The 23,940-nt window shown below is 40.0% G+C and carries 21 protein-coding genes; 11 read left to right on the plus strand and 10 right to left on the minus strand.

Going from position 1 to position 23,940, the window contains the following annotated elements; genetic code table 11:
• Positions 1-80: 80 nt before the first annotated feature.
• Together J1G40_RS10825 and gldJ are read right to left on the minus strand one after the other, a co-directional pair.
• Positions 81-1,355, minus strand: a complete 1,275-nt coding sequence (locus J1G40_RS10825; RefSeq protein ID WP_265242657.1) for a UDP-N-acetylmuramoyl-tripeptide--D-alanyl-D-alanine ligase — start codon at positions 1,353-1,355, stop codon at positions 81-83.
• 310 nt (positions 1,356-1,665) lie between these two features.
• On the minus strand, positions 1,666-3,333 hold the full coding sequence (gldJ, locus tag J1G40_RS10830; protein ID WP_265242658.1) for a gliding motility lipoprotein GldJ: 1,668 nt from the start codon (positions 3,331-3,333) through the stop codon (positions 1,666-1,668).
• Between the two features lie 463 nt (positions 3,334-3,796).
• Between gldJ and porV the strand changes: the two genes are divergently transcribed.
• The 9 genes from porV to J1G40_RS10875 all read left to right on the plus strand — a co-directional run bounded on the left by porV (position 3,797) and on the right by J1G40_RS10875 (position 13,388).
• Complete coding sequence (gene porV / locus J1G40_RS10835; RefSeq protein WP_265242659.1) at positions 3,797-4,942, plus strand: type IX secretion system outer membrane channel protein PorV; 1,146 nt, start codon at positions 3,797-3,799, stop codon at positions 4,940-4,942.
• An 84-nt stretch (positions 4,943-5,026) separates the two neighbouring features.
• Positions 5,027-5,509 (plus strand): cytidine deaminase, encoded by a 483-nt coding sequence (cdd, locus tag J1G40_RS10840; RefSeq protein WP_265242660.1) that lies wholly within the window; start codon positions 5,027-5,029, stop codon positions 5,507-5,509.
• 235 nt (positions 5,510-5,744) lie between these two features.
• Positions 5,745-6,743, plus strand: a complete 999-nt coding sequence (gene pdhA / locus J1G40_RS10845; protein WP_265242661.1) for a pyruvate dehydrogenase (acetyl-transferring) E1 component subunit alpha — start codon at positions 5,745-5,747, stop codon at positions 6,741-6,743.
• 4 nt (positions 6,744-6,747) lie between these two features.
• Complete coding sequence (locus J1G40_RS10850; RefSeq protein WP_265242662.1) at positions 6,748-8,385, plus strand: pyruvate dehydrogenase complex dihydrolipoamide acetyltransferase; 1,638 nt, start codon at positions 6,748-6,750, stop codon at positions 8,383-8,385.
• A gap of 11 nt (positions 8,386-8,396) precedes the next feature.
• Entirely contained in the window at positions 8,397-9,488 is a 1,092-nt protein-coding gene (locus J1G40_RS10855; RefSeq protein ID WP_265242663.1) for a M28 family metallopeptidase, read from the plus strand.
• On the plus strand, positions 9,488-10,168 hold the full coding sequence (locus tag J1G40_RS10860) for an SDR family NAD(P)-dependent oxidoreductase (protein WP_265242664.1): 681 nt from the start codon (positions 9,488-9,490) through the stop codon (positions 10,166-10,168). The genes J1G40_RS10855 and J1G40_RS10860 overlap by 1 nt, the downstream gene beginning before the upstream one ends.
• 68 nt (positions 10,169-10,236) lie before the next feature.
• A complete protein-coding gene (locus tag J1G40_RS10865) occupies positions 10,237-10,836 on the plus strand; it encodes a SprT-like domain-containing protein (RefSeq protein ID WP_265242665.1) in 600 nt (199 codons plus the stop codon).
• 6 nt (positions 10,837-10,842) lie between these two features.
• Complete coding sequence (locus J1G40_RS10870) at positions 10,843-11,919, plus strand: mannose-1-phosphate guanylyltransferase (RefSeq protein WP_265242666.1); 1,077 nt, start codon at positions 10,843-10,845, stop codon at positions 11,917-11,919.
• 2 nt (positions 11,920-11,921) lie between these two features.
• Entirely contained in the window at positions 11,922-13,388 is a 1,467-nt protein-coding gene (locus tag J1G40_RS10875) for a DUF389 domain-containing protein (protein WP_265242667.1), read from the plus strand.
• On the opposite strand, the gene J1G40_RS10880 is transcribed toward J1G40_RS10875, so the two are convergent.
• Complete coding sequence (locus J1G40_RS10880; protein WP_265242668.1) at positions 13,385-14,152, minus strand: ABC transporter ATP-binding protein; 768 nt, start codon at positions 14,150-14,152, stop codon at positions 13,385-13,387. The genes J1G40_RS10875 and J1G40_RS10880 overlap by 4 nt on opposite strands.
• Positions 14,152-14,889 carry an MlaE family ABC transporter permease gene (locus J1G40_RS10885; RefSeq protein ID WP_265242669.1) on the minus strand — a complete coding sequence of 246 codons (738 nt, stop codon included), beginning with the start codon at positions 14,887-14,889 and terminating at the stop codon, positions 14,152-14,154. The genes J1G40_RS10880 and J1G40_RS10885 overlap by 1 nt, the downstream gene beginning before the upstream one ends.
• A 112-nt stretch (positions 14,890-15,001) precedes the next feature.
• Between J1G40_RS10885 and pafA the strand changes: the two genes are divergently transcribed.
• Positions 15,002-16,675, plus strand: coding sequence for an alkaline phosphatase PafA (gene pafA, locus J1G40_RS10890; protein WP_265242670.1), 1,674 nt, complete (start codon positions 15,002-15,004; stop codon positions 16,673-16,675).
• On the opposite strand, the gene J1G40_RS10895 is transcribed toward pafA, so the two are convergent.
• The 4 genes from J1G40_RS10895 to gcvP form a co-directional block, all read right to left on the minus strand.
• A complete protein-coding gene (locus J1G40_RS10895; protein WP_265242671.1) occupies positions 16,667-17,518 on the minus strand; it encodes a glycosyltransferase in 852 nt (283 codons plus the stop codon). The genes pafA and J1G40_RS10895 overlap by 9 nt on opposite strands.
• Positions 17,519-17,595: 77 nt before the next feature.
• On the minus strand, positions 17,596-18,120 hold the full coding sequence (locus J1G40_RS10900; protein ID WP_265242672.1) for a methyltransferase: 525 nt from the start codon (positions 18,118-18,120) through the stop codon (positions 17,596-17,598).
• Between the two features lie 4 nt (positions 18,121-18,124).
• Entirely contained in the window at positions 18,125-19,183 is a 1,059-nt protein-coding gene (locus J1G40_RS10905) for a 3-oxoacyl-ACP synthase III family protein (protein WP_265242673.1), read from the minus strand.
• 162 nt (positions 19,184-19,345) lie between these two features.
• The gene (gcvP, locus tag J1G40_RS10910) at positions 19,346-22,201 is read right to left on the minus strand and encodes an aminomethyl-transferring glycine dehydrogenase (protein WP_265242674.1); all 2,856 of its coding nucleotides are present in this window, start codon (positions 22,199-22,201) and stop codon (positions 19,346-19,348) included.
• A gap of 132 nt (positions 22,202-22,333) precedes the next feature.
• On the opposite strand from gcvP, the gene J1G40_RS10915 reads away from it, so the two are divergent.
• Complete coding sequence (locus J1G40_RS10915; RefSeq protein ID WP_265242675.1) at positions 22,334-23,158, plus strand: hypothetical protein; 825 nt, start codon at positions 22,334-22,336, stop codon at positions 23,156-23,158.
• Here the strand turns inward: J1G40_RS10915 and J1G40_RS10920 are convergent.
• Both J1G40_RS10920 and J1G40_RS10925 read right to left on the minus strand, forming a co-directional pair.
• Positions 23,155-23,382 (minus strand): hypothetical protein, encoded by a 228-nt coding sequence (locus J1G40_RS10920; protein ID WP_265242676.1) that lies wholly within the window; start codon positions 23,380-23,382, stop codon positions 23,155-23,157. The two genes, J1G40_RS10915 and J1G40_RS10920, sit on opposite strands and share 4 nt — an antisense overlap.
• Positions 23,379-23,939, minus strand: a complete 561-nt coding sequence (locus tag J1G40_RS10925) for a sigma-70 family RNA polymerase sigma factor (protein ID WP_265242677.1) — start codon at positions 23,937-23,939, stop codon at positions 23,379-23,381. Before J1G40_RS10925 ends, J1G40_RS10920 begins: the two co-directional genes overlap by 4 nt.
• Position 23,940: the final 1 nt, after the last annotated feature.

Raw genomic sequence — 23,940 nt, forward strand, 5'->3', positions numbered from 1 at the left:
GCCATCGCACCGCCTGGCTCCTCACTATCAAAGGTCTGCCAGACCTTTGCTTTGCGTTCGGCCCTAATTGCACCAGGGTACTAAAGAATATCCAGGATCCTTTCCAGAGCCATTCCCCGGGAACCTTTAATTAAGAGATCTGCAGGCGGTAACTGCTGTTTTTCAAGATACTGGCTTAAATCGTTAAAAGTCCGGAATTTCTTCAGGGTAGTCTTGGTGTTATTAAAATTTTCGCCAATAAGGAAGGCCTGGTTAAAATTCATATTGTCGGCCAAATCCGCAATTTTTTGATGCTCTTCTTCTGCTACACCCCCTAATTCGAACATGTCTCCTAGAAAAACAATTTTGTAGGAAGCTTTCATTTGATTAAAATTTTCCAGTGCTACCTGCATACTTGAAGGATTTGCGTTGTAGGCATCCAAAATTATCTTATGTCCGCTTTTTACCAGAAGTTGAGAACGGTTGTTTGTGGGAACATATTCTTCTAATGCCTCTTTAATATCGATCTTTTCTACATTAAAGTATTTCCCAATTAAAACAGCGGCACAGCAATTGGTAAAGTTGTATGTTCCTATCAATTTGGTAGTAATGGTTATGTCTTCCACAGCTAAAGAAACAAAGGGATCAGCGGCCTCTAATTTAATATTATAGTATTTGGGATCGTCCTGGCTATACCCAAACTTCTTTATGTACTCAGCTAATTTTTTAGATTGTATAGGGTCGTCGGCATTGAGAAAGATATGCTTGTTATGGCTCATTAAATACTCATAGAGTTCCGATTTACCTTTTATTACTCCGGCCTCTCCTCCAAATCCTTCCAGGTGCGCTTTCCCAAAATTGGTAATATAACCAAAGTCGGGTTGCGCAATAGCCGCCAAAAATTCAATTTCCTTCAGATGATTGGCCCCCATTTCTATGATTGCTATTTCAGTGTCTTGCTGTATGCTGAGTAAAGTTAGGGGTACGCCAATATGGTTATTTAAGTTCCCTTTGGTAGCTATGGTATTGTACTTTTTAGAGAGAACCGCATAAATGAGCTCTTTGGTTGTCGTCTTGCCATTACTGCCGGTCAGGGCAATTACCTTTGCTTTGCAATAGTTTCTGTGAAAACTCGCCAACTCCTGAAGGCAGGACAGCACGTCTTCTACAAGCACAATCTTATCATCCTTAGCGTAGCTGGGATCGTCAGCAATAACCAGGGAAGCACCCTTGGCCAGGGCATTTTTAGCGAAGGTGTTCCCGTCAAAATTTTCACCTTTCAGGCAAAAAAATATAGCATTAGATTCAATTTTACGTGTATCTGTACTAATCTGAGGGTGCTTCAGGAAATGCCTGTGCAATTCTTGTATTGTCATTTACAGCTTCGGGTTTTCATTGTCGCTTTTTGAAGGCAAATAGTTCAGCCACTAAAGTTACTGGAATTATTGCTCCTATAAAACCCCATAAAGGCTTTCTGAGAAATGAAAAAATAGCCTAAAATGCCATTAATGCATTAATTTTCTTTATCTACAGTGGCAAATTGCATCATGCTAAAAGCTTTAAAGTTTCCCGTAATACTTTAGGAGTTAGCTAAATTTAATTGGTCCTCTGCTGAAATCGCTATTAAAGGCCAACAAAAAACCCTGTCGTTAGGACAGGGTTTTTATAGTAGTATATCAGTTTAAACTATTTGGCTCTTTTGCCTCTAACAGTTTTGTTCTTAGTCTTAGATTTAGACCCTACTCTAGACATAGCGCATCGGAATCCAATGTAATCCGTAGCCATGTACTGTGGTAAGTATCTTCTTTGTGCAGGATCCAGCCAGTACGCTCTATCTCTCCACGAACCTCCTTTAAATACCCGTACTTCGTCATTTATAAGGGAAGTTCTGTTGTTAGATTCGTCATAACCTCTGACGATATTACCGATAGAATCTCGCTCTACTTTATGTCTTGGAGAATCGTACATTTTTCTGTTTCTGGATTCGTCCTCATCAGCAAATCTGTCGAAGAATCTTGTAGACCCCGGATCACCATCTCTGTATCCTCTGTTATCACTGCTAGAGAAATTTGTTCTTAAATAAGTTTCTTTCTCATCAACAGGAACCATCTTGATCTCACCTGGCAAGTTCACGGCAACTATTTTTCCGTTGGGCAGGGTATCATACATAATACTGTCTCTCAGGATATTGACTTTTCCGTCCTCACCTATGGCAGTTTTCATATAAATGTTACCTCTGTAGTAATTAAAATCACTTATTTCGTCATCCACTATAGGACGGTATACATCAGCCACCCATTCGGCAACATTACCAGCCATATCGTAAAGTCCAAGATCATTTGGTTTGTACGATTTAACTTCGGCAGTGATATCAGCGCCGTCATCGGACCATCCGGCAATTCCGCCGTAATCTCCTTTTCCTTGTTTAAAGTTGGCTAACTGATCACCTCTACCTACACGTTGTCCGTTTCTTGTATAATCACCTTCCCAAGGATATTTTTTTCTACCCCTGTAATTGTTGTACTCTCTGGAGCCTTGTAGTGCTGCTGCGGCATATTCCCATTCTGTCTCCGTCGGTAGGCGATATTCCGGCATTATAATTCCACTGCTTCGCTTAGCAAAGTTCGATACTGAATCTTTTTTCTGTTTTCCCTGTAGAGAATCTATCTGACCATTATAAACAGATTCTGGTCTGTTTAAATAAGCTTCGGTATTAAAAGTACCTTCAACCTCCCCGGTTACTGCCTTGTATTTTGCGTCCTTGGCAAGATATCCTTCTCTTTCTAGCATGGCTTCATTAACCCGGTCGGTTCTCCATTCCGCAAATTGAACGGCCTGAACCCAGTTAACACCAACTACAGGATATTCTGCATAAGCAGGATGCCTTAGGTAATTGTTGGTCATTGTTTCGTTAAAGCCCAATCTGTTTCTCCATACGAGAGTATCGGGTAAAGCTCCCTTGTAAATATTGGCGTATTTAGGATTTTCCGGAGGATAAACACTTTTGAGGTAGTCCAGGTATTCCAGATACATCACGTTGGTTACTTCGGTTTCATCCATATAAAAGGACTGAACGTGTTGCGCAGTAGGGGTATTGTTCCAATCGTGCATTACGTCGTCTTGTACTTTTCCTTTGGTAAATGTTCCTCCTTCAATAAAAACAAGGCCAGGTGCAGTTTCCTGCTCCTTAAAATCTGAATTATATTGGAAGCCACCTTCTTTGGCATTGATCTTCCAGCCAGTGGCTCTTGATACATTTTTTGAAGATGATGAAGATTTTTTACAGCTTGTTACTGTTAAACCTCCGGCTACTACTGCACAAGAGAGTACAACTTTGATAAATTGTTTTTTCATCTGTATTTAGGACTTAAGTTCAACAACAGACCTTGACTCTAATAGGACTGTTATTTGCATTATATTTAATCTATGTGTCACTTTCGGCATATAAAACGATGATTTACACATAATATTTTATAGTTCTGAAAAATATTTCTGTAACGCGGTAATGCCCAATAGCTTCAGGGAAACTATTTAATTTCATAACGATTCAAAATACATTCTAGTATGGATGAAATACATTCTTTTAGTCAGGTTTGAAGTGCGTTGAATTCAAGCTGAACGATTTTAGGCGTTTTGCCGACGTTCAATTACCCACTTAAGTCATATTTTAAAGGGGTTTATCGGTAATAGTTAAAATAAATCAGTTCAGTGTACAAGATATTTTTAAAATGGTCGTTTACATGTAATACAACTAATATATTTGAGGAATTAATTTTTAATTAAGATTTTTGTCCCAAATAAACTCTAAGAGGAAGAAATGAAAAAATTATTGCTTATAGTCTTATTGACTCTAGTCTGTAAAATATCTGCACAGGAAGATAGAGTAATTACCACCGCAGTACCCTTTTTAACAATAGCCGCCGATGCTAGAGCGGCTGGTATGGGAGATATGGGAGTAGCAACTTCAGTTGATGCCTTTTCCCAACAATGGAACCCTGCCAAATTTGCTTTCGCAGAACGTAAGATGGGTATTGGTGTAAGTTACACGCCCTATTTGGAGAGCATTATTACGGATATTGCGCTGTTAAACGGTAATTTTTATAACAAAATTAATGATCAGAGTGCATTTGCTATGAGCCTTAGGTATTTTACCTTAGGTGAAATTGAATTAAGGCAATTTGCTAATGATCCCGGAACCCTCGCCAAGCCAAATGAATTAGCAATAGATGGTTCTTATTCTTTAAAGTTGAGTCCTACGTTCTCTATGGCCGTTGGCGGTAGGTATATCAGGTCTAACTTAAAACTTCCTCAGGACGAGAATATAGATTCTCAGGCTGCCAGCTCTTTTGCTGTAGATGTCGCCGGTTATTACCGCTCCAGGGAAATTGCTTATAACAGTTTTGATGGTCGATGGAGAGCAGGTTTTAACTTGTCTAACCTCGGAGGAAAAATCAAGTACGACGAAGGAGGCCAGGAAAACTTCCTTCCTACCAATCTAAAATTTGGTGGTGGTTTTGATTTTATACTAGATCAGGATAATGTTATAGGTGTTACTACTGAATTCAATAAACTTTTAGTACCTACTCCTCAGGATTTTGATGGTGATGGAGATGTTGATGCAGATGATAATCTGGAGTATCAGGACATTACTTTTTTCAACGGAGTCTTTAAGTCGTTCAATGATGCCCCTGATGGATTCAGTGAAGAATTAAAAGAATTTACCTGGGCGTTGGGAGCTGAATATATTTATCAGGATGCTTTCATGATCCGGACCGGATATTTCAATGAAAGTGAGGAAAAGGGATCCAGAAAGTTCTTTACACTTGGTGCAGGATTTAAATTCAAAGCTGCACAGGTAGATCTTTCTTATTTATTCTCCACATCACAAGTGAGAAATCCTTTGGAGAATACGCTTAGATTTTCCCTTACATTTAATTTGGGAGAAGAATTTTTTAATGATTAGTAATTATACAATATAAATTGAATAATAAAACCTGCCTTAGCGCAGGTTTTATTATTTTAGGCTTACGCTATTAACCCTTGGTATATGCAAAAGAGAAACGTTGGTTTTGAATTATCGGTTTATGATTCCCTGGATGAATTATCAGAGGAAGATCAATTGTTAATGAATGCCGCTGTGGAAGCGAGAAAAAATGCATATGCCCCCTATTCCAATTTTAAAGTAGGAGCTGCCGTACTGATGAGTACTGGTGAAATAGTTATTGGGAGTAATCAGGAAAATGCATCATACCCATCTGGGCTTTGTGCGGAGCGCGTAGCCGTTTTTCAGGCCGGAGCCCTTTATCCCGGAATACCGATTACTGCTATAGCCATTAGTGCCAGTTCTCAGAACTACAAGGTAAACCGGCCAGCTGCGCCATGCGGTAACTGCAGACAGTCTATCGCCGAATACGAACAAAAACAGGAAGGAACTATCAGGCTATTAATGATGGGCGAAATTGGACAGGTATATAACTGCAATGCGATAGCGGAACTGCTTCCTCTTGGTTTCGATAATTCTTATCTCTGAAAATTTAAATTGGGCCTTGTACTACAATTGATCCCGATTTATAAAACAGAATTTAAAAGATTAAAATAGTTTTTTTAATTTCTGGTGTATAGATGGGTTTTTTCATTTTTCCACCTTTATTTTATATGTTACATTTGTGCTTGCAGAATAATGTAATTTATACCAGGCTAAGCTCCCTTTGAAATAGTACTTCAAAAGCGTTTGGCAATTAAATAGTATTCACAAAGTATAGCATATGGAAAAAATCACCAAGGAAGTTTATCTCAAATGGTATGAGGATATGCTCTTCTGGAGGAAGTTCGAAGACAAATTAGCAGCTGTTTACATCCAACAAAAAGTTAGAGGTTTCCTGCATCTCTATAACGGACAGGAAGCCGTACTTGCCGGGGCACTTCATGCAATGGATCTGAGCAAGGATAGAATGATCACTGCCTATAGGAACCATGTACAACCCATAGGTATGGGTGTTGACCCTAAAAGAGTGATGGCCGAATTATACGGAAAAGTAACCGGGACATCACAAGGTATGGGAGGTTCTATGCATATTTTTTCCAAAGAACACAGGTTTTATGGAGGTCATGGTATTGTGGGAGGGCAAATTCCTCTTGGTGCAGGATTGGCATTTGGTGACAAGTACTTTAAAAGAGATGCTGTCACTTTATGTTATATGGGAGACGGTGCTGTAAGACAAGGCTCATTACACGAATCCTTTAACCTGGCCATGCTTTGGCAATTACCGGTTGTTTTTGTTTGTGAAAATAATGGATATGCCATGGGGACTTCAGTGGCAAGGACTTCTCATGCTACAGAAATCTGGAAATTAGGCCTTGGGTATGAGATGCCATGTGGGCCAGTTGATGGGATGGACCCTGTTACCGTAGCAGAAGAAATGAGTAAGGCTATAAAACGGGCCAGAAGCGGAGGCGGACCAACTTTCCTGGAAATGAAGACGTACAGATATCGTGGTCATTCCATGTCTGATGCGCAACATTACAGAACAAAGGAAGAGGTAGAAGAATACAAAAAAATAGATCCCATAACCCAGGTGCTGGATATTATTAAAGAAAAGAAATATGCCACGGAGGAGGAGATCAAGGAGATAGACAATAGCGTAAAGGAAAGGGTGAAAGAATGTGAGAAGTTTGCAGAGGAGTCAGACTACCCACCAAAGCAACAATTATACGATATGGTCTATGAGCAGGAAGATTACCCATTTTTAAAACACAAATTATAAGAAAATGGCAGAAGTAATAAACATGCCCCGGCTAAGTGACACCATGGAGGAAGGCACCGTAGCTAAATGGTTAAAGAAAGTAGGTGATAAGGTAGAGGAAGGAGATATCCTGGCGGAAATAGAAACCGATAAGGCCACCATGGAATTTGAGTCCTTTCATGAAGGTACATTGCTGCACATTGGAATAGATGAAGGGGATGGGGCTCCTGTAGATACTTTACTTGCCATTATAGGCGAAGAAGGTGAAGATATTTCCGGGCTCTTAAACGGAGCTTCTTCCGGTTCAAAAGCGGCGGAAGACACAGTAGAGGTTGCTGATACACAAAGTGATAGTGCTCCAACGCCGGTGGCCGCAACTGCCACTGCCGAAATTCCGGAAGGTGTTGAGGTTATAAAAATGCCACGTCTGAGCGATACCATGGAGGAAGGGACAGTCGCCAGCTGGTTGAAAAAAATTGGGGATACGGTAGAAGAAGGAGATATCCTTGCCGAAATAGAAACCGATAAGGCTACCATGGAATTTGAATCGTTCTATTCCGGGACCTTGCTATATATCGGTATCCAGGAAGGGGAATCGGCCCCTGTTGATGACGTCCTTGCCGTCATAGGCCCTGCAGGCACAGACGTGGATGCTGTCTTATCCGCTAAACCTGCTGAAGCCAAAGCAGCAAGTACCGAAGATAAAGTTGAAGCAGCTTCACAGCCCCAGGCTGTTAAAACTGAGACTGCAGCGGTAAAAGAAGGGCAGCGCATTTTCGTTTCTCCTTTAGCTAAAAAGATTGCCGAAGAGAAGGGAATCCCCCTATCCGATATCAAGGGCTCAGGAGACAATGGCCGTATTGTGAAAAGGGATGTTGAGAATTATCAACCTTCTCAAATTCCAAGTACTACTGCAGCTCCTGAAACTAAGGTAGCAGAGGTGGCTGCCCCTGTAACTCCTGTAAACCTGCCTACAGGTCAGGAAGGATTTGAAGAAGTCAAGAATTCTCAAATGCGCAAGGTCATTGCCAAGCGTTTAAGTGAATCTAAATTCAGCGCACCTCATTATTATCTTACCATTGAAGTAGCCATGGACAATGCAATGGCGTCAAGGGCAAAAATTAATGAATTGCCAGATACCAAAGTATCCTTCAATGATATGGTGGTTAAGGCATGCGCTATGGCATTAAAAAAACACCCTCAGGTAAACACTACCTGGAACCCTGATGTTATTCGCTATAATCAGCATGTGCATATTGGGGTTGCAGTAGCTGTGGAGGACGGTTTGGTGGTGCCGGTTCTTAAGTTTACAGATCAGATGAGTCTTACCCAAATAGGAGCATCGGTAAAAGATCTGGCAGGAAGAGCCAGGATAAAAAAGTTAACTCCGGCCGAAATGGAAGGCAGTACCTTTACCGTTTCTAATCTGGGGATGTTTGGTATATTGGAGTTTACTTCTATTATCAACCAACCCAATTCGGCAATATTGTCTGTTGGGGCTATTGTACAGAAACCTGTGGTAAAAAATGGAGAAATTGCAGTGGGGAATACTATGAAGGTTACCCTGGCATGCGACCACAGAACTGTAGACGGAGCTACCGGAGCTCAATTCTTACAAACACTTAGGGCTTACCTGGAAAATCCGGTAACCATGTTGGCCTAAAAACAAGAAATATGAAGAATGGTATCCTTATTCTCCTTGCCACCATGCTGGTGGCTTGTGGAGCTTCAAGAGTAAATAAATCAACTACAAAGACAGATGAGAATGCCCCTGAAGGTGTAAAAGGAAGTATTGCGATGGTGTCTGAAAAGGAATCATCAGCATCCGCCAAAGTTGCCGAAATAAATACCCCGATATCCGCAGAAAACTTTTCAAATGAAACAAGGATAGGTGGTATAATGAATTTTTTGGCTTCTGACGATCTTAAAGGAAGAGACTCCGGAAGTGAGGGGATAGAAAAAGCAGCCAGCTTTATAGAAGATATTTTTAAGCAGAATAACTTAAAACCTTATTTCAGTTCCTATAAAGATACCTTGTCTAATTTCTCCAAACCAGCTTATAATATAGTTGGTGTCATTGAGGGGAATGACGAGCAACTAAAAAATGAATTCATAATAATTGGAGCCCATTATGATCATATAGGAATTATAAAAGCAAAGAAAGATTCTACGGTAATTGCTGAGGCTGCAATTAGTAAGGATACTATAGCCAATGGAGCCAATGATAATGCTTCAGGAACGTCTACAGTATTGGAACTGGCCAGGTATTTTGGAAATGCTGGAAATAATAAAAGAAGTTTGATATTCGCACTTTTCAGTGCCGAAGAAAAAGGACTGCTGGGCGCAAGGCATCTGGCGGAGCGATTAAAGGCAGAGAATATTGATCTTTATACAATGCTGAATTTTGAAATGACCGGGGTTCCCCTGGCAGGAAAAGATTACTTTATGTATGTCACGGGTTACAATAAATCTAATTTAGCAGAAGTAAGTAATAAATATGCAGAAGAAAACCTTATTGGGTTTTTAGAAACCGCACAGGAATTTAACCTCTTCCAGCGTTCGGACAATTACCCGTTTCACGATGTGTTTAACGTACCTTCTCAGACTTTCTGCACCTTCGATTTTACCAACTTTAATCATTATCACAAAGTAGGTGATGAAGTGTCCTTAATGGATTTTGATCATATGGCTGCTGTAGTCAATAAAATGATTCCTGTAATTGAAGGAATTACTAATGCAGATGAGAAGGAAATTAAATACCAATAATGGCCAACGTAATTATAACGGGTTCTAGCAGAGGTATTGGGTTCCAATTGGCCCAGTTGTTCGCCAATAATGGGCACCATGTTTTGGCACTTTCCAGAAATACGGCTACTATAGAGGAATTGGACAGCCAGGGAATATCAACATTTTCATTTGACATCTCCAAGGAGGAAGATTTGCTTAATCTCGGCTCTCATCTTAAAAATAGTTGGGGTAAGATTGATATATTAATAAACAATGCCGGGAAAATATTAAATAAACCCTTTAAAGAGACAAGCGCACAGGATTTTGAAGAAGTCTACAAGGTTAACGTACTTGGTGTAGCGGAGATTATAAAAGTAGTATTACCCTTTATGCCAGAGGATGGCCATGTCCTCTCTATAAGCTCTATGGGAGGCGTACAGGGCAGTATGAAGTTTCCCGGACTCGCAGCTTATAGTTCCAGTAAGGGAGCCGTTATTACACTGACCGAAATTCTTGCCGAAGAATATAGCAAAACAGGTCCTTCATTTAATGTTCTGGCCCTTGGAGCGGTACAAACCGAGATGTTAGAAGAAGCATTCCCTGGTTATATAGCACCTGTATCGGCAATTGAAATGGCAGAATATATTATGGATTTTGCCCTGACCGGCCATAAATACTACAACGGGAAATTACTGCAAGTTTCTAACAGTACCCCCTAAGTTTAAAATACGGCAATTAAATCTTTTCTTTTAATTGTGGAAGGAGGATAAATCCTATTTTTGTTTTGATGAATACCACTCTTCAAAAATACCTTCCCGAGCGCGCGGTTATTCCCTGTTTTGAATTAATTAAGGATTATGCCGTTCATCTAAAGGTGGTTAACAAACGAGTAACCAGGCACGGAGATTATAGAAAATTGGCCGATGGAGGTCATCAGATTACTATTAATGCCACAGAAAACAAATACCGATTTTTAATTACCCTGGTACATGAAATTGCTCATTTGGTAGCTTTTGAAAAATATGGAAGGCAAATAAAGCCCCATGGAGCAGAATGGAAAAGGACATTCCAACATTTGATGTTGCCTTTTATAAGGCCCGAGATATTTCCACCGAAGGTATTACCCCTTTTGGCGACACATTTCAGGAATCCGAAGGCCAGTAGCAGTACGGATGCAAATTTATCGATAGCTTTGAAAGCGTATGATGCCCGGACTAACAAAAACTACATTTTTGAATTGCCAGCGGGGAGCATTTTCCGTTTGTACAATGGAAAGCTATTTAAAAGGGGAAATAAACGTGTTAAAAGGTATGAATGTGTCGAGCTGACTACAGGAAGGCTTTATTTATTTCAGCCAAATGCTGAGGTAGAATTAGTAAAAGAATAATGACTTATGAATAAAAATTATTACGCCATATTGATGGCAGGCGGAGTGGGTTCAAGATTCTGGCCGGTGAGTACAACAGAGAATCCCAAGCAGTTTCATGATATGCTTGGTAGTGGATTAACGCTTATCCAAAAGACGTTCCAAAGGCTAAGTTCCTTTATTCCAAAAGAAAATATTCTTGTACTGACAAATGAAAGGTATAATCAGCTCACCTTAGAACAATTGCCCGAGATTTCAGAAAAACAGGTGATATTAGAGCCTGCCATGAGAAACACGGCTCCTTGTATACTGTATGCTGCCTTGAAGATACAGAAAGAAAATCCGGCGGCTACTATGATCGTTGCCCCCAGTGATCATTGGATTGAAGATGAAAAGGCATTTGCTTCAGATGTTGAACAATGTTTTAAGAAAAGCCAGCAAGAAGATGTTATTTGTACCCTGGGCATTACCCCCAGTTTTCCCAATACAGGGTTTGGTTATATTGAATATAATAAAAGCGATGCTCTTTTAAAAAAAGTCGCTCAGTTTACAGAGAAACCAGATTATGCCACTGCAAAAGAGTTTCTGGATCAGGGCAACTACCTATGGAATGCTGGTATTTTTATATGGAGTGTAAATACCATCATTAGTGCTTTTAAAAAGTTTCAACCAGAACAATACACCCTGTTTCAGGCTGGGATAGAAATATATAACACTGCTGAGGAGCGGGCATTTATTAACGAAAATTACCCTAAGGCTGCAAATATTTCAATAGATTATGCTATTCTGGAGAAATCGGATGCCATTTATGTGCTGCCGGCATCATTCGACTGGAACGATCTGGGGACATGGGGCTCTCTTTATGACAAACTCAAAAATGATGATGAGGAGAATGTACTGGTGAACGGCAAAATGCTGGCGGAAAACAGCGATGGTAATATGGTGAGATTACCTGAGGGGAAATTGGCAGTAATTGATGGCCTCAAAGACTATATTATAGTAGATATTGAAGGAGTGTTAATGATTATGCCTAAAGCCAAAGAACAGCATATTAAAGAAGTATTGGCCAGGGTAAAGAAAAAATTTGGTGAACATTACGGATAATTATGAACCAGGATCAAAATGGGGGCGGACTAAGTCCCGAAAGTGCAGAAGAACAGAATAAAGAAGAAATTAGAAAAGACTTTCAGGGCTTGCTTGGAAGTACCAGAAGGTTTCTATCCGATCTGCTGGATATTCGCAAGAATACGGATCGCGAGTCGACCAAGGAAGCGATTATTAACGATATTCCTTTTAAAGGACATACTTCCTGGATATTAATATGTTCAATTTTTATTGCTTCGGTAGGCCTTAACGCTAATTCTACCGCTGTGGTGATAGGAGCTATGTTAATCTCACCTTTGATGGGGCCCATTTTGGGAATTGGTATGTCTTTGGCCATCAATGATATTGATACATTACGGCGCTCTTTGAAAAATTTTGCTGTCATGGTGGTACTAAGTGTACTTACGGCCTATTTGTTTTTTGCATTATTCCCTTTGCGCGATGAATCTTCAGAATTACTGGCGCGTACTGCCCCGGATATCCGGGACGTACTCATTGCTTTTTTTGGTGGCTTGGCCCTTGTTATAGCACGGGCTAAAAAAGGAACAATTGCAACAGTAATTTTTGGGGTGGCTATTGCTACGGCCTTAATGCCTCCTTTATGTACAGTAGGCTTTGGACTGGCCGTAAAAAATTGGGAATACGCCTATGGAGCTATGTATTTGTTCACCATTAACACCATATTTATAGCATTTGCCACATTTCTGGTTTTGAAATTATTGCGATTTCCAATGGTGAAATATGCCAATTCTCATAAAAGGAGATTTATAGGGAGAGTTGCATCTTTGGTTGCCATTGCTGTTATGATTCCTGCAGGGTATACTTTCTTCAAGGTTTGGCAGGAAAGTCGTTTCCGAAATGATGCCTCCCAGTTTATCGAGGAAAATATTGCCAGTTACCAGTTTGCAGGAGAAGGAAGGTATCTCGAAGATTTTACAGATGTTGAGTACAACGATGGTGAGAACCCTGTAATAGAACTTGTCTTTATGGGGAACGAAACTATTCCAGACAATATAATTGCTACCTGGAACACCAAAATGGATAACTTTAAAAGATTACAGGATTGTGAACTTCGAATTGTTCAGGGATCAAAAAACAGTTCCCAACAGGAATTAAAATACGTAAGTGAATTGTACGAGACCAAGAAAGCAGAACTAGTCAATAAAGATAAAAGAATTCAAATTTTGGAAGTTGAATTAGCGAGGTTAAGTAAACTTGCATCGCAGCAGATTCCTTTTGGTGAGATAAGTAAGGAGGCCAAAACAAATTATGAAGATTTGGTTAGTATGGGCTTCTCTTATACGATAATCACAGATTTTAATAAGTTAGATACCATCCCTGTTTTTGAAGTGGTCTGGAACGACAATATCACAAAAAGTAAGATTGAAAACGACTCCAGAAAGCTAAACGAGTGGCTTAAACTCAGGTTAAAAAATAATAAGGTACAGATTAAGACAAGTGAAAATTAATTTCGTTCTTCAATATACATCTGTCTTACCTTCTTAAAAAGTTCAGAAGAGTATACAAAATTGGTAACGGCGGCATTGTCTGTTTTAAAAATCTCTTTGTTGGTGCCTTCCCATTCTTTAACACCATCTTTAAGAAAAATAATCTTTTCACCAATCTCCATCACAGAATTCATGTCGTGGGTGTTAATGACCGTGGTTATGCCATATTCCTGTGTAATTTCCTGAATCAGATTGTCTATGAGAATAGCAGTTTTAGGATCCAGGCCGGAATTGGGTTCATCACAGAAGAGAAATTTTGGATTCATCACTATTGCCCTGGCAATAGCAACTCTTTTTTGCATTCCTCCTGAAATCTCCGCAGGATATTTGTGATTTGCATCCACCAAATTAACCCGCTTTAGAACAAAATCTACCCGATCTTGCATTTCAGATTTTGATTGTCTGGTAAACATATCTAAAGGGAACATAACATTACCCTCTACCGTCATCGAATCAAACAACGCGCTACCCTGGAATACCATCCCCATTTCCTGTCTTAAGTCTCTTTTTTCATCCCCGGTAAGTTCTGAATATATCTTGCCTTCATAAGCTATAGTTCCTTCCTCCGGAGTCAACAAGCCTAAAAGGCATTTAATGAAAACTGTCTTTCCCGAACCGCTCTGACCAATAATCAGGTTGGTTTTGCCCTTGTCAAAGGTTGTGGTGATACCTTTGAGAACATGAGCGTCTCCGAACGATTTATGTAAATTTTCTACTACAATCATCAGCCCAATAAAAGTTGTGTGAGTATCCCGTTCAAAATAATTATGACCACACTGGTCCATACAAATGAAGTTGTACTTGCTTTACCTACCTCTAATGCCCCGCCCTCCATATAATATCCATGATAGGAGGGTACAGTTGCAATAACCATTGCAAAAACGAGCGACTTTATCAAGGAGTAGGTTACATGAAAGGAAATAAAATCCAGTTGCAGCCCTTCCACAAATTCAGCACTGGAGGTATGTCCACCAAAAATGGCTGCTGTCCACCCACCGAAAATACCAATATACATGGCAATAGCCACAACAAAAGGATATAGAAGCATTGCAATAATCTTTGGAAATACCAGATAATTCAAAGAATTTACACCCATAATTTCAAGGGCATCAATTTGCTCGGTAACCCTCATTGTGCCAATGCTCGAAGTAATATATGAACCTACCTTACCTGCCATGATTATGGAGGTGAAGGTGGGTGCAAATTCTAATATTACAGATTGGCGCGTGGCAAAGCCAATAAGGTTTTTGGGAATTAATGGGTTGGTGAGGTTAAGTGCCGTCTGTATGGCAACAACTCCCCCGATAAAAAAGGAAATAAAGATGATTATCCCCATGGATCCGTAGATCAACTCATCTATTTCTTTTAAAATCAGCGATTTCATTACTGGCCACTTAGTTGGTTTCTTAAAAACCTCGCGAACCATAATCGCATAACTGCCAATAGATGCTATGTAGTTCATGTAGTATTTATCGTCTTCTAATTGTAAAAATAACAATATTAAGCATCATTTGATCTGGAATTATTTATTTAAGAGTTTATTTAATTATTTTTGAGTACAACCGTATACTATCATGAAAAGAAAAATAAATTTCCTCTTCCTTATTGGATGTACCCTGGCATTGGGTATCAACCTAAGTAATGCCCAGAATAGAACTAATTCAAACAACGCCGAGCCAAAACCTTTTGTTACCCCAAAACTGGTGGTAGGGATCGTGGTAGATCAGATGAGGTATGACTATCTTACCAGATTCTGGAACCACTATGGGGAAGGTGGTTTTAAAAGATTAGTAAATGAAGGATTTAATTGTAAAAACAATCATTTTAATTATGCGCCTACCAGCACTGGCCCGGGGCATGCTTCTGTGTATACTGGTGCAACGCCTTCTACACACGGAATAATTGGTAACGGATGGTACGATAAGGAGAACAATGCCAGTGCCTACTGTGCCGGGGATGACACTCAAACTTCAGTAGGGACGCTTTCTAATGCCGGGAAAATGTCTCCGCATAGAATGATGGTCACCACAATGACAGATCAGCTCCGTCTACATACTCAAATGCGGGGTAAAGTAATTGCCGTGGCCATTAAAGACAGGGGAGCAGTGCTACCCGGAGGCCATACGGCCAATGCCGCTTATTGGTTCAGTGGAAGTCATGAAGGCAATTGGATTACAAGTTCTTACTATATGTCAGAACTCCCCAGGTGGGTAAAGAAGTATAACGAATCTAGAGATGTTGAAAATTATAAAAAACCCTGGACCACCTTAAAAAATATTAGGACCTACGTGGAAAGCGGACCAGACGATAATGAGTATGAAGGTCTGTTTGAGACCGAAATTACCCCGACTTTCCCTCATAGTACGCCAAATCTGCTCCATAAAAAGGCCGATTTTGAAATTATTAAATCCACCCCTTACGGTAACAGTATAACAACAAATTTTGCTTTGGAGGCTTTGAAAGCCGAAGAAATGGGGAAAGATGAGGTTACAGATTTTCTGGCCATCAGTTATTCCAGTACCGACTATATTGGCCACAAATACGGGGTTAATTCCAAGGAAATTCAGGATGCCTATCTTCGGCTGGATCTGGAGCTGGAAAAACTATTAAAAGAGTTAGACAAAGAGGTTGGCGAAGGGGAATACACACTTTTCCTTACCTCAGATCATGGGGCCATTAATGTGCCCGCCTATTTGGAAGATCAAAAAATCCCTGCCGGTTATTTTGTCCGCTCCCTGTATTTTCCCAAATTCAGAGAGTTTTTGAAATTCAAGTACGGATCAGCAGAACTGGTAAAGAATACTTCTAACAACCAGATATTTTTAGATCATAAGGCTATTCAAAACCTGGAACTCGGAATAAAGGAAGTTCAGGAATCCCTTGCAGAGGAATTATTGAGCTATGATATTTACGATAAGGTATATACTGCTTATCAGATGCAACAGAATGAATATACTCATGGGATCCCTTATATACTGCAGAATGGATATAATCCAAATCGCTCGGGCGATATACTTATGGTGCTTAACCCCGGGTTTATAGAATACCCAAAGACCGGTTCAACACATGGGTCGCCACAGATATATGATACTCATGTACCACTTTTATTTTATGGGAAAGGCATAAGAAAGGGCAGTTCGGTTGCAAGAACAGAAATACCGGATATAGCACCCACTATCTCGGCCTTATTGGGGATGGCTTTTCCAAGTGGCGCAAGTGGAACGCCCATTGAAATGGTACTAGAATAGCTTCGACTTAATGTTTTTCCATCGAAGTTTGCGGATAAATTTTCCTTGCTGTTCGTTTACCAAAAAGGGTTTGTTGTCCATGCTGGCTTTACTGTAACCAAAAAAGTTGTTCTGGAACACCTTTATACTTCTCTGCTTCCAGGCCATTTTCAGGGAGGCTATAATGCTTATCCAAAATCCATAGCGCATGGAATACATGGCTTCACCCTGGAGCAGGCTTGCTTTTTCATCATAATTTTTTCCAACCGGGCGGAGATGTTTTACTATTAATTCCGGGTCTGTATAAATTTCAAAGCCATGATACTGGGCCAATAATTCATCTACCGTGTCCCATCCCATTGCAACTTTTAATCCCCCAATTGCCTTAAAACAAGTTTTTGAGAAAGATTTGATGGCTCCCCTTACGTGTTTTTTGTTCATCGGGTGATTTAGTTTCCAGTTGCCATTGTTGTCCTGTTCATATATAAAACCACCAGCAATCCCCACCTCAGGATGACCGGAAAAAATAAAGGCGATCTTTTCAAAATATTGCTCTGGGAGGATGACATCTGCATCTAGTTTTACAATAAAGTCATAGGCATCATCAATTTCTTTTAACCCTTGCTGGAAGGCATATATAACTTTGCTTCCGGGAATATGATCTGGGTTCGTATCTATTTTCACCGATGTGATAAAAGAGTGCCGATTGCTGAACTGATTTATTATTTCTTGTGTATTATCGGTAGAATTATCATTTACTACAACAACCTTTTTGGGCAAAAGGGATTGCGCTATAACAGAATTCAGGGTATCTGCAATGAATGCTTCTTCGTTGTGTGCAGGGATGATGATGTAATAATTCATTGATAGATTTGCCTAATTTAAAACATCAGCTTATAAAGTATTTCCCAACATGATAACAGCTTCTCCATTATTTCATGCTATTTTTTCCTCTCGGCGTAGACAATATAATATCTGGGTGTTATACTGCGCAACAAGGGTCTGATACCAAATTTACGGACGGGATTGGTCCATTTCTGACGGTCCTTTATTTCCCATCCGGCTTTTTCTAACAACCAATCAAATTGCCAATCTTCAAATTCATGATAGTGCCTGTCCCATGGGTCTGTTTTACTTCTGTAGGCCTTTGCGAACCATAAGCGCATAGGAATACTTGCTACTAATTTATTTGCATTTACGGACTTCAATAGCGGGAAAGGAGATAACATATGCTCAAAGATCTCAAAGGCTGTTACAACTTCGGCATTGCTATTTACTACATTTTCAATATTCAAGTCCAGATCTTCCCCGGTGGTGTTAGTCACCTTATAACCCGCAGTGGTCATGATTTTAGAAAATGGATTAGCTACCCCGAGGTCTAAAATTGCCTCTTCGGTAGCGATGTGTTTTTGGAGAAAATTTAAAGTATGCTTAAATCGCTTGTTGGGAAAGGTATTTTCGTACATAGTGTTAACATCTGTAAACGAAGGCATTGATATTCATTCCGGCGCCCACACTTGCAAAGATAACAACATCTCCTTTTTCGATGCTCTGATTCTCTATTTTTCCATTTTTTACCATATGATATAAAGTCGGAATGGTAGCAACGGAGCTATTACCCATTTTTTGAATATTCATTGGCATAATTTTATCCGGCATTTCAAGGTCATATAGATTATAAAATCGTTTAACTATGGCCTCGTCCATTTTTTCATTGGCCTGATGAATAAATATCTTCTTTACATCAGCAATCGGTATTCCACTTTCATCCAGACAGGCCTTCATAGCCTTTGGTACATGAGTAATGGCAAATTCATAAATCTTCCTGCCGTACATCTTTATGAAACGTTTGTCTTCGTCTGTGTTTTTGTCATATGAGTCCCCAAAAAACAGAAAATAGGCCTCCCCATTAGCATGGGTTTCCGAGCCATGGGCCAAAATTTCACCATCGGTATCCGTTGCTTCAATTATAGCGGCACCGGCGCCATCAGAATAGATCATAGAATCTCTATCGTGGGGATCTACAACCCTTGAAAGCGTCTCGCCACCAATCACCAGGCATTTTTTGGCTAACCCACTTTTTATAAAAGCCTGTGCTTGTATTACACCTTCTATCCAGCCCGGACAGCCAAACAGCATATCATAAGCAACGCATTTAGTATTTTTTATTTTTAAGAGATGTTTCACCCGCGTTGCTAAACTAGGCACAGTGTCTGCCTGACAGGTACCATAGGGGATGTCACCAAAATTATGGGCAAATATTATATAATCTAAAGTTTCGGGGTCTATGCCGGCATCCTTTATGGCCGAATCGGCAGCAAGAAATCCTAAATCTGAGGTGTTCAATTCTTTCTTTGCATACCTTCTTTCCGCGATACCTGTTATCGCTTTAAATTTTTCAATGATAACGGTATTGGGATGACGAAAAGAAGCCCCCTCGTTATCGAGGAACTTACTTTCCTCAAAATCCTTATTCGTGGTAATCACAGAAGGTATATAACATCCTGTACCGGTAATACCTATTTTCATCGTAATTCTTTTCCGTTAGTGGTCAACAAGTTAATAAATATCAAAGATGTTACTATGCGCGCATAATTTAAATTACGATGCCCATCAAAGCTTTCGGTGTCGTAAAACATTAAAGCACAGCGTTATAGAATAGATATTCTTATTGTAAACTAACTTTAAAAGCTATTCAACTTCTGCATATGCTTCAATGGGTGTACAGGTGCATATTAAGTTGCGATCACCATATGCATCATCCACTCTTCTTACGCTTGGCCAGAACTTATTGTCAGCAACATAAGGCAGTGGAAAGACAGCTTGCTCTCTGCTGTATGGAAAATCCCATGAGGAAGATGTGGCCATAGCCAGGGTATGAGGTGCATTTTTAAGCAAGTTGTTGGCTGTATCTTCAGAAATACTATCAATTTCTTCCCTTATAGCGATCATGGCATCACAAAACCTATCCAATTCAGCTAAACTCTCACTCTCTGTTGGTTCTATCATTATGGTTCCGGCCACGGGAAAAGAAACAGTGGGAGCATGAAATCCATAATCCATAAGACGTTTGGCAATGTCTGTTACCTCAATATCTTTTTGTTTAAATGGTCTGCAATCAATGATCATTTCATGTGCAGCTCTGCCATTTTCACCAGAATAGAGAACATCAAATTTACCGCTTAGTCTATGTTTAATATAGTTAGCATTAAGTATGGCAATTTCAGTAGAGCTGGTTAATCCTGCCTCACCTAACATTTTTATATAGGCATATGAAATTAAACATACCAATGAACTTCCCCAGGGGGCAGATGAAATGGCCGAAATTGCTTTTTCGCCGCCGGTTTTTATTATCGGATTACCTGGTAAGAAGGGCACCAGCTGATCTGCTACACAAATGGGTCCAACTCCAGGTCCGCCTCCACCATGTGGAATCGCAAAGGTTTTATGAAGGTTTAGGTGGCATACATCTGCTCCGATAGTTGCCGGATTTGTCAATCCTACCTGTGCATTCATATTGGCTCCGTCCATATATACCTGTCCGCCATGCTCGTGAATTAAGCTTGTAATTTGTCTTATTGATGATTCAAAAACGCCATGGGTGGAAGGATAAGTTACCATTAATGCCGCGAGATTCTCCGAATGCAATTGCACCTTTTCTTCTAAATCTTTGAGGTCAATATTACCCTTTTCATCGGTCTTGGAAACCACTACTTTCATTCCGGCCATTACGGCAGAAGCAGGATTTGTACCATGGGCAGAGGCAGGAATTATACATACATTTCTTTGCGTCTCACCCCGCGAAGCATGATATGCTCTAATGGTCATTAATCCCGCAAATTCTCCCTGGGCACCAGAATTAGGTTGCAAAGAGGTGCCAGCAAATCCTGTAATAACATTAAGGTCTTTCTCCAATTCCGTAAGTACGGTTAAATACCCTTCTGCCTGCTCTACAGGTACAAAGGGGTGTATATTTCCCCATTCCGGCATACTCAAAGGTAACATCTCGGTGGCTGCATTTAACTTCATTGTACAGGACCCTAATGAGATCATAGAGTGGTTGAGTGCCAGATCCTTGCGTTCTAATTTCTTAAGATAACGCATCAATTCTGTCTCAGAATGATAGGAATTAAACACCTCATTTTCCATAAATGCCGAAGTCCTTTTTAAGGATTCAGGGATTGCATCGGTAGCAGCGGCAATATCCAATAAGGGTGTATTCTTGCCAGACAATTGTTCAAAACAAGCTACTATCATTTCTAAATCGGTCATGGTGGTGGCCTCATTTATAGAAATAGACATTACATTGTCATTGATATAGTTGAAGTTAATTTCATTTTTTTCAGCTATTTCTCTTAATTTATGAGTATTGTCTAATGTAATCGTAATAGTATCAAAGAAGTGGGTGTTAGACTGTTCATAACCCAATTTCTCTAATGTCTCACTTAATATTTTCGTTTTAGTATGTACCTGTTCTGCGATATAAGAAAGCCCGCCCGGGCCGTGGTAAACCGCATATGCACCGGCCATAACGGCTAATAGCACCTGAGCGGTACAAATATTACTGGTGGCCTTTGCTCTTTTGATATGCTGTTCTCGGGTCTGCAATGCCATTCTTAAAGCCTGGCCGCCATCTGTATCTCTGGTGACACCAATTATTCTGCCCGGGATATGCCTTTTATATTCCTCTTTGGTGGCAAAATAGGCAGCATGGGGACCTCCATATCCCAATGGAATTCCAAAGCGCTGGGTGGTACCTACAACGACATCTGCTCCAAATTCACCCGGAGGCTGAAGCATTACCAGGCTGAGAATATCTGCCGCTACAGCAACCTTCATTTGCTGTTGCTTCGCTTTGGCGACAAACCCGGTGTAATCATATACTTCACCGTGCTTGCCGGGGTATTGTAATAATGCCCCAAAGAAACTACCATCAAAAGTGAAGTCGTTGTGATTTCCAATTACCAATGCTATCCCCAGGGGGGCAGATCTTGTTTCTAGCAATGATAAGGTTTGTGGCAATACCTCCTCAGACACAAAGAATTTTAAGACGTCATTTTTCTTTTGATCTCTGCTCCTTAGATCGAACATCATTGTCATTGCTTCTGCTGCCGCTGTACTTTCGTCGAGCAGGGAAGCATTGGCCAGTTCCATGCCTGTAAGATCACAAACCATGGTTTGAAAATTTAATAGTGCTTCTAACCTGCCCTGAGCAATTTCTGCCTGGTATGGGGTGTAGGCCGTGTACCAACCTGGATTTTCAAGAATATTTCTTTTAATTACAGAAGGAGTATGGCTCTCGTGATAACCGAGACCAATATAGCTTTTGAAAACTTTATTCTTCTTTGAAAGCTGGTGGATATGCGATAAGAAAACGTCTTCACTCATCGGAGCATCCAATTCAAGGGTGCTTTTTAGCCTGATATCATCAGGAATTGTTTGGTGGATAAGTTGCTCTAGATTTTCAACGCCTATAGTATCGAGCATTTTTGGTAGATTTTCCTTTCTAATGCCTATATGGCGAGATGCAAACACGTCTGTCCTCATACTGCTATCTTATTGTAATTTTAAGGTGCACAAAATTAGGAATTTATTCCGTTAAAATGTGTTTTTTCGTCCGTTGTAAATTAAAGTTTTCCCTACATCGGAGGTTATTGACACTTTGGCTACTTTTGTTTAATGAAATTATTTAAAAAAATCTTCGATTTTTATCTTGATGCCAGCATCCATGTTGCTTTAGCAGTCTTTTGCCTAATTCAGATAACAGTGGTTTTTTTAAATATATCACCAGATAATCACTTGTCTTATTATGTCTTTTTTGGAACTATAGCCTGCTATAATTTTATTAAATATGGAGTTGAGGCAGAAAAGTACATTTTAGTCGCAAACAGGTATCATAAAAACATCCAGTTTTTTAGTTTTTTATGCCTTGGTATTGCTATTTATCATGCTTACTTCTTAAATCTACAATCCTGGATAGCTATTGGAATACTTCTGATGCTCACAGGATTATATGCATTGCCGATATTACCAATGGGAATTAAATTACGCAGCCATGGTCTTTTAAAAATAGCATTGGTAGGTTTAATATGGGCGGGAACAACTGTAGTGCTTCCCAATCTGGCTGTTAATCAACCCCTATCGTGGGACTTCGGAGTAGAAACTGTTCAGCGCTTTATATTAGTTATTGTACTTCTTCTGCCTTTTGAAATACGTGATTTGGCTTATGATAACCCGGATTTAAATACCCTGCCCCAGCGGATTGGTGTTGCCAATACCAGGATATTTGGTGCTTTCGCCACAGTAATCTTTTTTAGCCTTACTTATTTAAAGGATGATATTAGTACCCATGAAGTCGTCAGTAGTGGAGTGCTATTTCTTGTGCTTGGATGGGTGATCTATATTACGAAAAGAAACCAGTCGAAGTATTTTGCCTCATTTTGGGTAGAGGCTATTCCTATTTTTTGGTGGGGAGTGGTATGGACCTTCTTCAGGTATCTCTAGAATTTGTTTTCCAGCTCTTTTTTCATCAGGCGTTTGTCTTCCTCTGATAGCTGCTGTAATTGTGCCTTTTCACATAAGGCGGTAAGTTGTGTATTCTTTTTAGTAAATCCGGCGCATGCCTTACATACAAAAAGGTGTATGCGAAACTTTATTTTCTCTAAAAATGAAGCTTCGTGATATTGACTTTTATTGCAAATTATTGCTGCTTGCTCGCAAGAGATCATACTCTAAACCAATTTTCATTAAGGCATCCCATAAGCGCCGTTCGCGCTCTATGCACCATTACCCAAAGGTTAGACGGATTAATGCCAAGTTCTTTACAAATATCTTCAGTGCTTATGCCTTGTATGGTTTTCATTGTGAATACTCTCGATTGTTTTTTAGGAAGCTTAGAAATACATTCTTGTATTGCCAATCCCAATTCCCTGTTCTCAACGGCATCATTTTCCTTTAAACTAAATGGGTCTGCTACCTGTTCCTCTAACCAATCGCCATCAGAATCGCTGTTAGAATTATAATTAATTCTCACTTCGGCCTTCCCTTTTTTTGAGTTGATTTTGCGATAATAGTCAATTACTTTGCGCTTTAGAATTGCAATTAACCAGGTTCTTTCTGCCGCAGTACCTTTATAATTTTTAGCCGACTTTAAACCCGCAAAGAATGTTTCCTGCACCAGATCTTTAGCGATTTCTGCATCACTCACCCTCGCCATAGCATAATTAAAAAGATAATCTGCGTATAGGTCTACCCAGGTATCAGGTTGCAATTGGTGCGTCGTCATA

Origin of the sequence: Muriicola sp. Z0-33 (genome assembly GCF_026126425.1) — a bacterium.
Taxonomy (GTDB): Bacteria; Bacteroidota; Bacteroidia; order Flavobacteriales; family Flavobacteriaceae; genus JAFMPW01.

What these genes read in the sequence shown, in the direction of transcription:
- J1G40_RS10825 (WP_265242657.1), bottom strand. Translation starts at nt 1,355, where the DNA reads ATGACAATACAAGAATTGCACAGGCATTTCCTGAAGCACCCTCAGATT.
- gldJ (WP_265242658.1), bottom strand. Translation starts at nt 3,333, where the DNA reads ATGAAAAAACAATTTATCAAAGTTGTACTCTCTTGTGCAGTAGTAGCC.
- porV (WP_265242659.1), top strand. Translation starts at nt 3,797, where the DNA reads ATGAAAAAATTATTGCTTATAGTCTTATTGACTCTAGTCTGTAAAATA.
- cdd (WP_265242660.1), top strand. Translation starts at nt 5,027, where the DNA reads ATGCAAAAGAGAAACGTTGGTTTTGAATTATCGGTTTATGATTCCCTG.
- pdhA (WP_265242661.1), top strand. Translation starts at nt 5,745, where the DNA reads ATGGAAAAAATCACCAAGGAAGTTTATCTCAAATGGTATGAGGATATG.
- J1G40_RS10850 (WP_265242662.1), top strand. Translation starts at nt 6,748, where the DNA reads ATGGCAGAAGTAATAAACATGCCCCGGCTAAGTGACACCATGGAGGAA.
- J1G40_RS10855 (WP_265242663.1), top strand. Translation starts at nt 8,397, where the DNA reads ATGAAGAATGGTATCCTTATTCTCCTTGCCACCATGCTGGTGGCTTGT.
- J1G40_RS10860 (WP_265242664.1), top strand. Translation starts at nt 9,488, where the DNA reads ATGGCCAACGTAATTATAACGGGTTCTAGCAGAGGTATTGGGTTCCAA.
- J1G40_RS10865 (WP_265242665.1), top strand. Translation starts at nt 10,237, where the DNA reads ATGAATACCACTCTTCAAAAATACCTTCCCGAGCGCGCGGTTATTCCC.
- J1G40_RS10870 (WP_265242666.1), top strand. Translation starts at nt 10,843, where the DNA reads ATGAATAAAAATTATTACGCCATATTGATGGCAGGCGGAGTGGGTTCA.
- J1G40_RS10875 (WP_265242667.1), top strand. Translation starts at nt 11,922, where the DNA reads ATGAACCAGGATCAAAATGGGGGCGGACTAAGTCCCGAAAGTGCAGAA.
- J1G40_RS10880 (WP_265242668.1), bottom strand. Translation starts at nt 14,152, where the DNA reads ATGATTGTAGTAGAAAATTTACATAAATCGTTCGGAGACGCTCATGTT.
- J1G40_RS10885 (WP_265242669.1), bottom strand. Translation starts at nt 14,889, where the DNA reads ATGAACTACATAGCATCTATTGGCAGTTATGCGATTATGGTTCGCGAG.
- pafA (WP_265242670.1), top strand. Translation starts at nt 15,002, where the DNA reads ATGAAAAGAAAAATAAATTTCCTCTTCCTTATTGGATGTACCCTGGCA.
- J1G40_RS10895 (WP_265242671.1), bottom strand. Translation starts at nt 17,518, where the DNA reads ATGAATTATTACATCATCATCCCTGCACACAACGAAGAAGCATTCATT.
- J1G40_RS10900 (WP_265242672.1), bottom strand. Translation starts at nt 18,120, where the DNA reads ATGTACGAAAATACCTTTCCCAACAAGCGATTTAAGCATACTTTAAAT.
- J1G40_RS10905 (WP_265242673.1), bottom strand. Translation starts at nt 19,183, where the DNA reads ATGAAAATAGGTATTACCGGTACAGGATGTTATATACCTTCTGTGATT.
- gcvP (WP_265242674.1), bottom strand. Translation starts at nt 22,201, where the DNA reads ATGAGGACAGACGTGTTTGCATCTCGCCATATAGGCATTAGAAAGGAA.
- J1G40_RS10915 (WP_265242675.1), top strand. Translation starts at nt 22,334, where the DNA reads ATGAAATTATTTAAAAAAATCTTCGATTTTTATCTTGATGCCAGCATC.
- J1G40_RS10920 (WP_265242676.1), bottom strand. Translation starts at nt 23,382, where the DNA reads ATGATCTCTTGCGAGCAAGCAGCAATAATTTGCAATAAAAGTCAATAT.
- J1G40_RS10925 (WP_265242677.1), bottom strand. Translation starts at nt 23,939, where the DNA reads ATGACGACGCACCAATTGCAACCTGATACCTGGGTAGACCTATACGCA.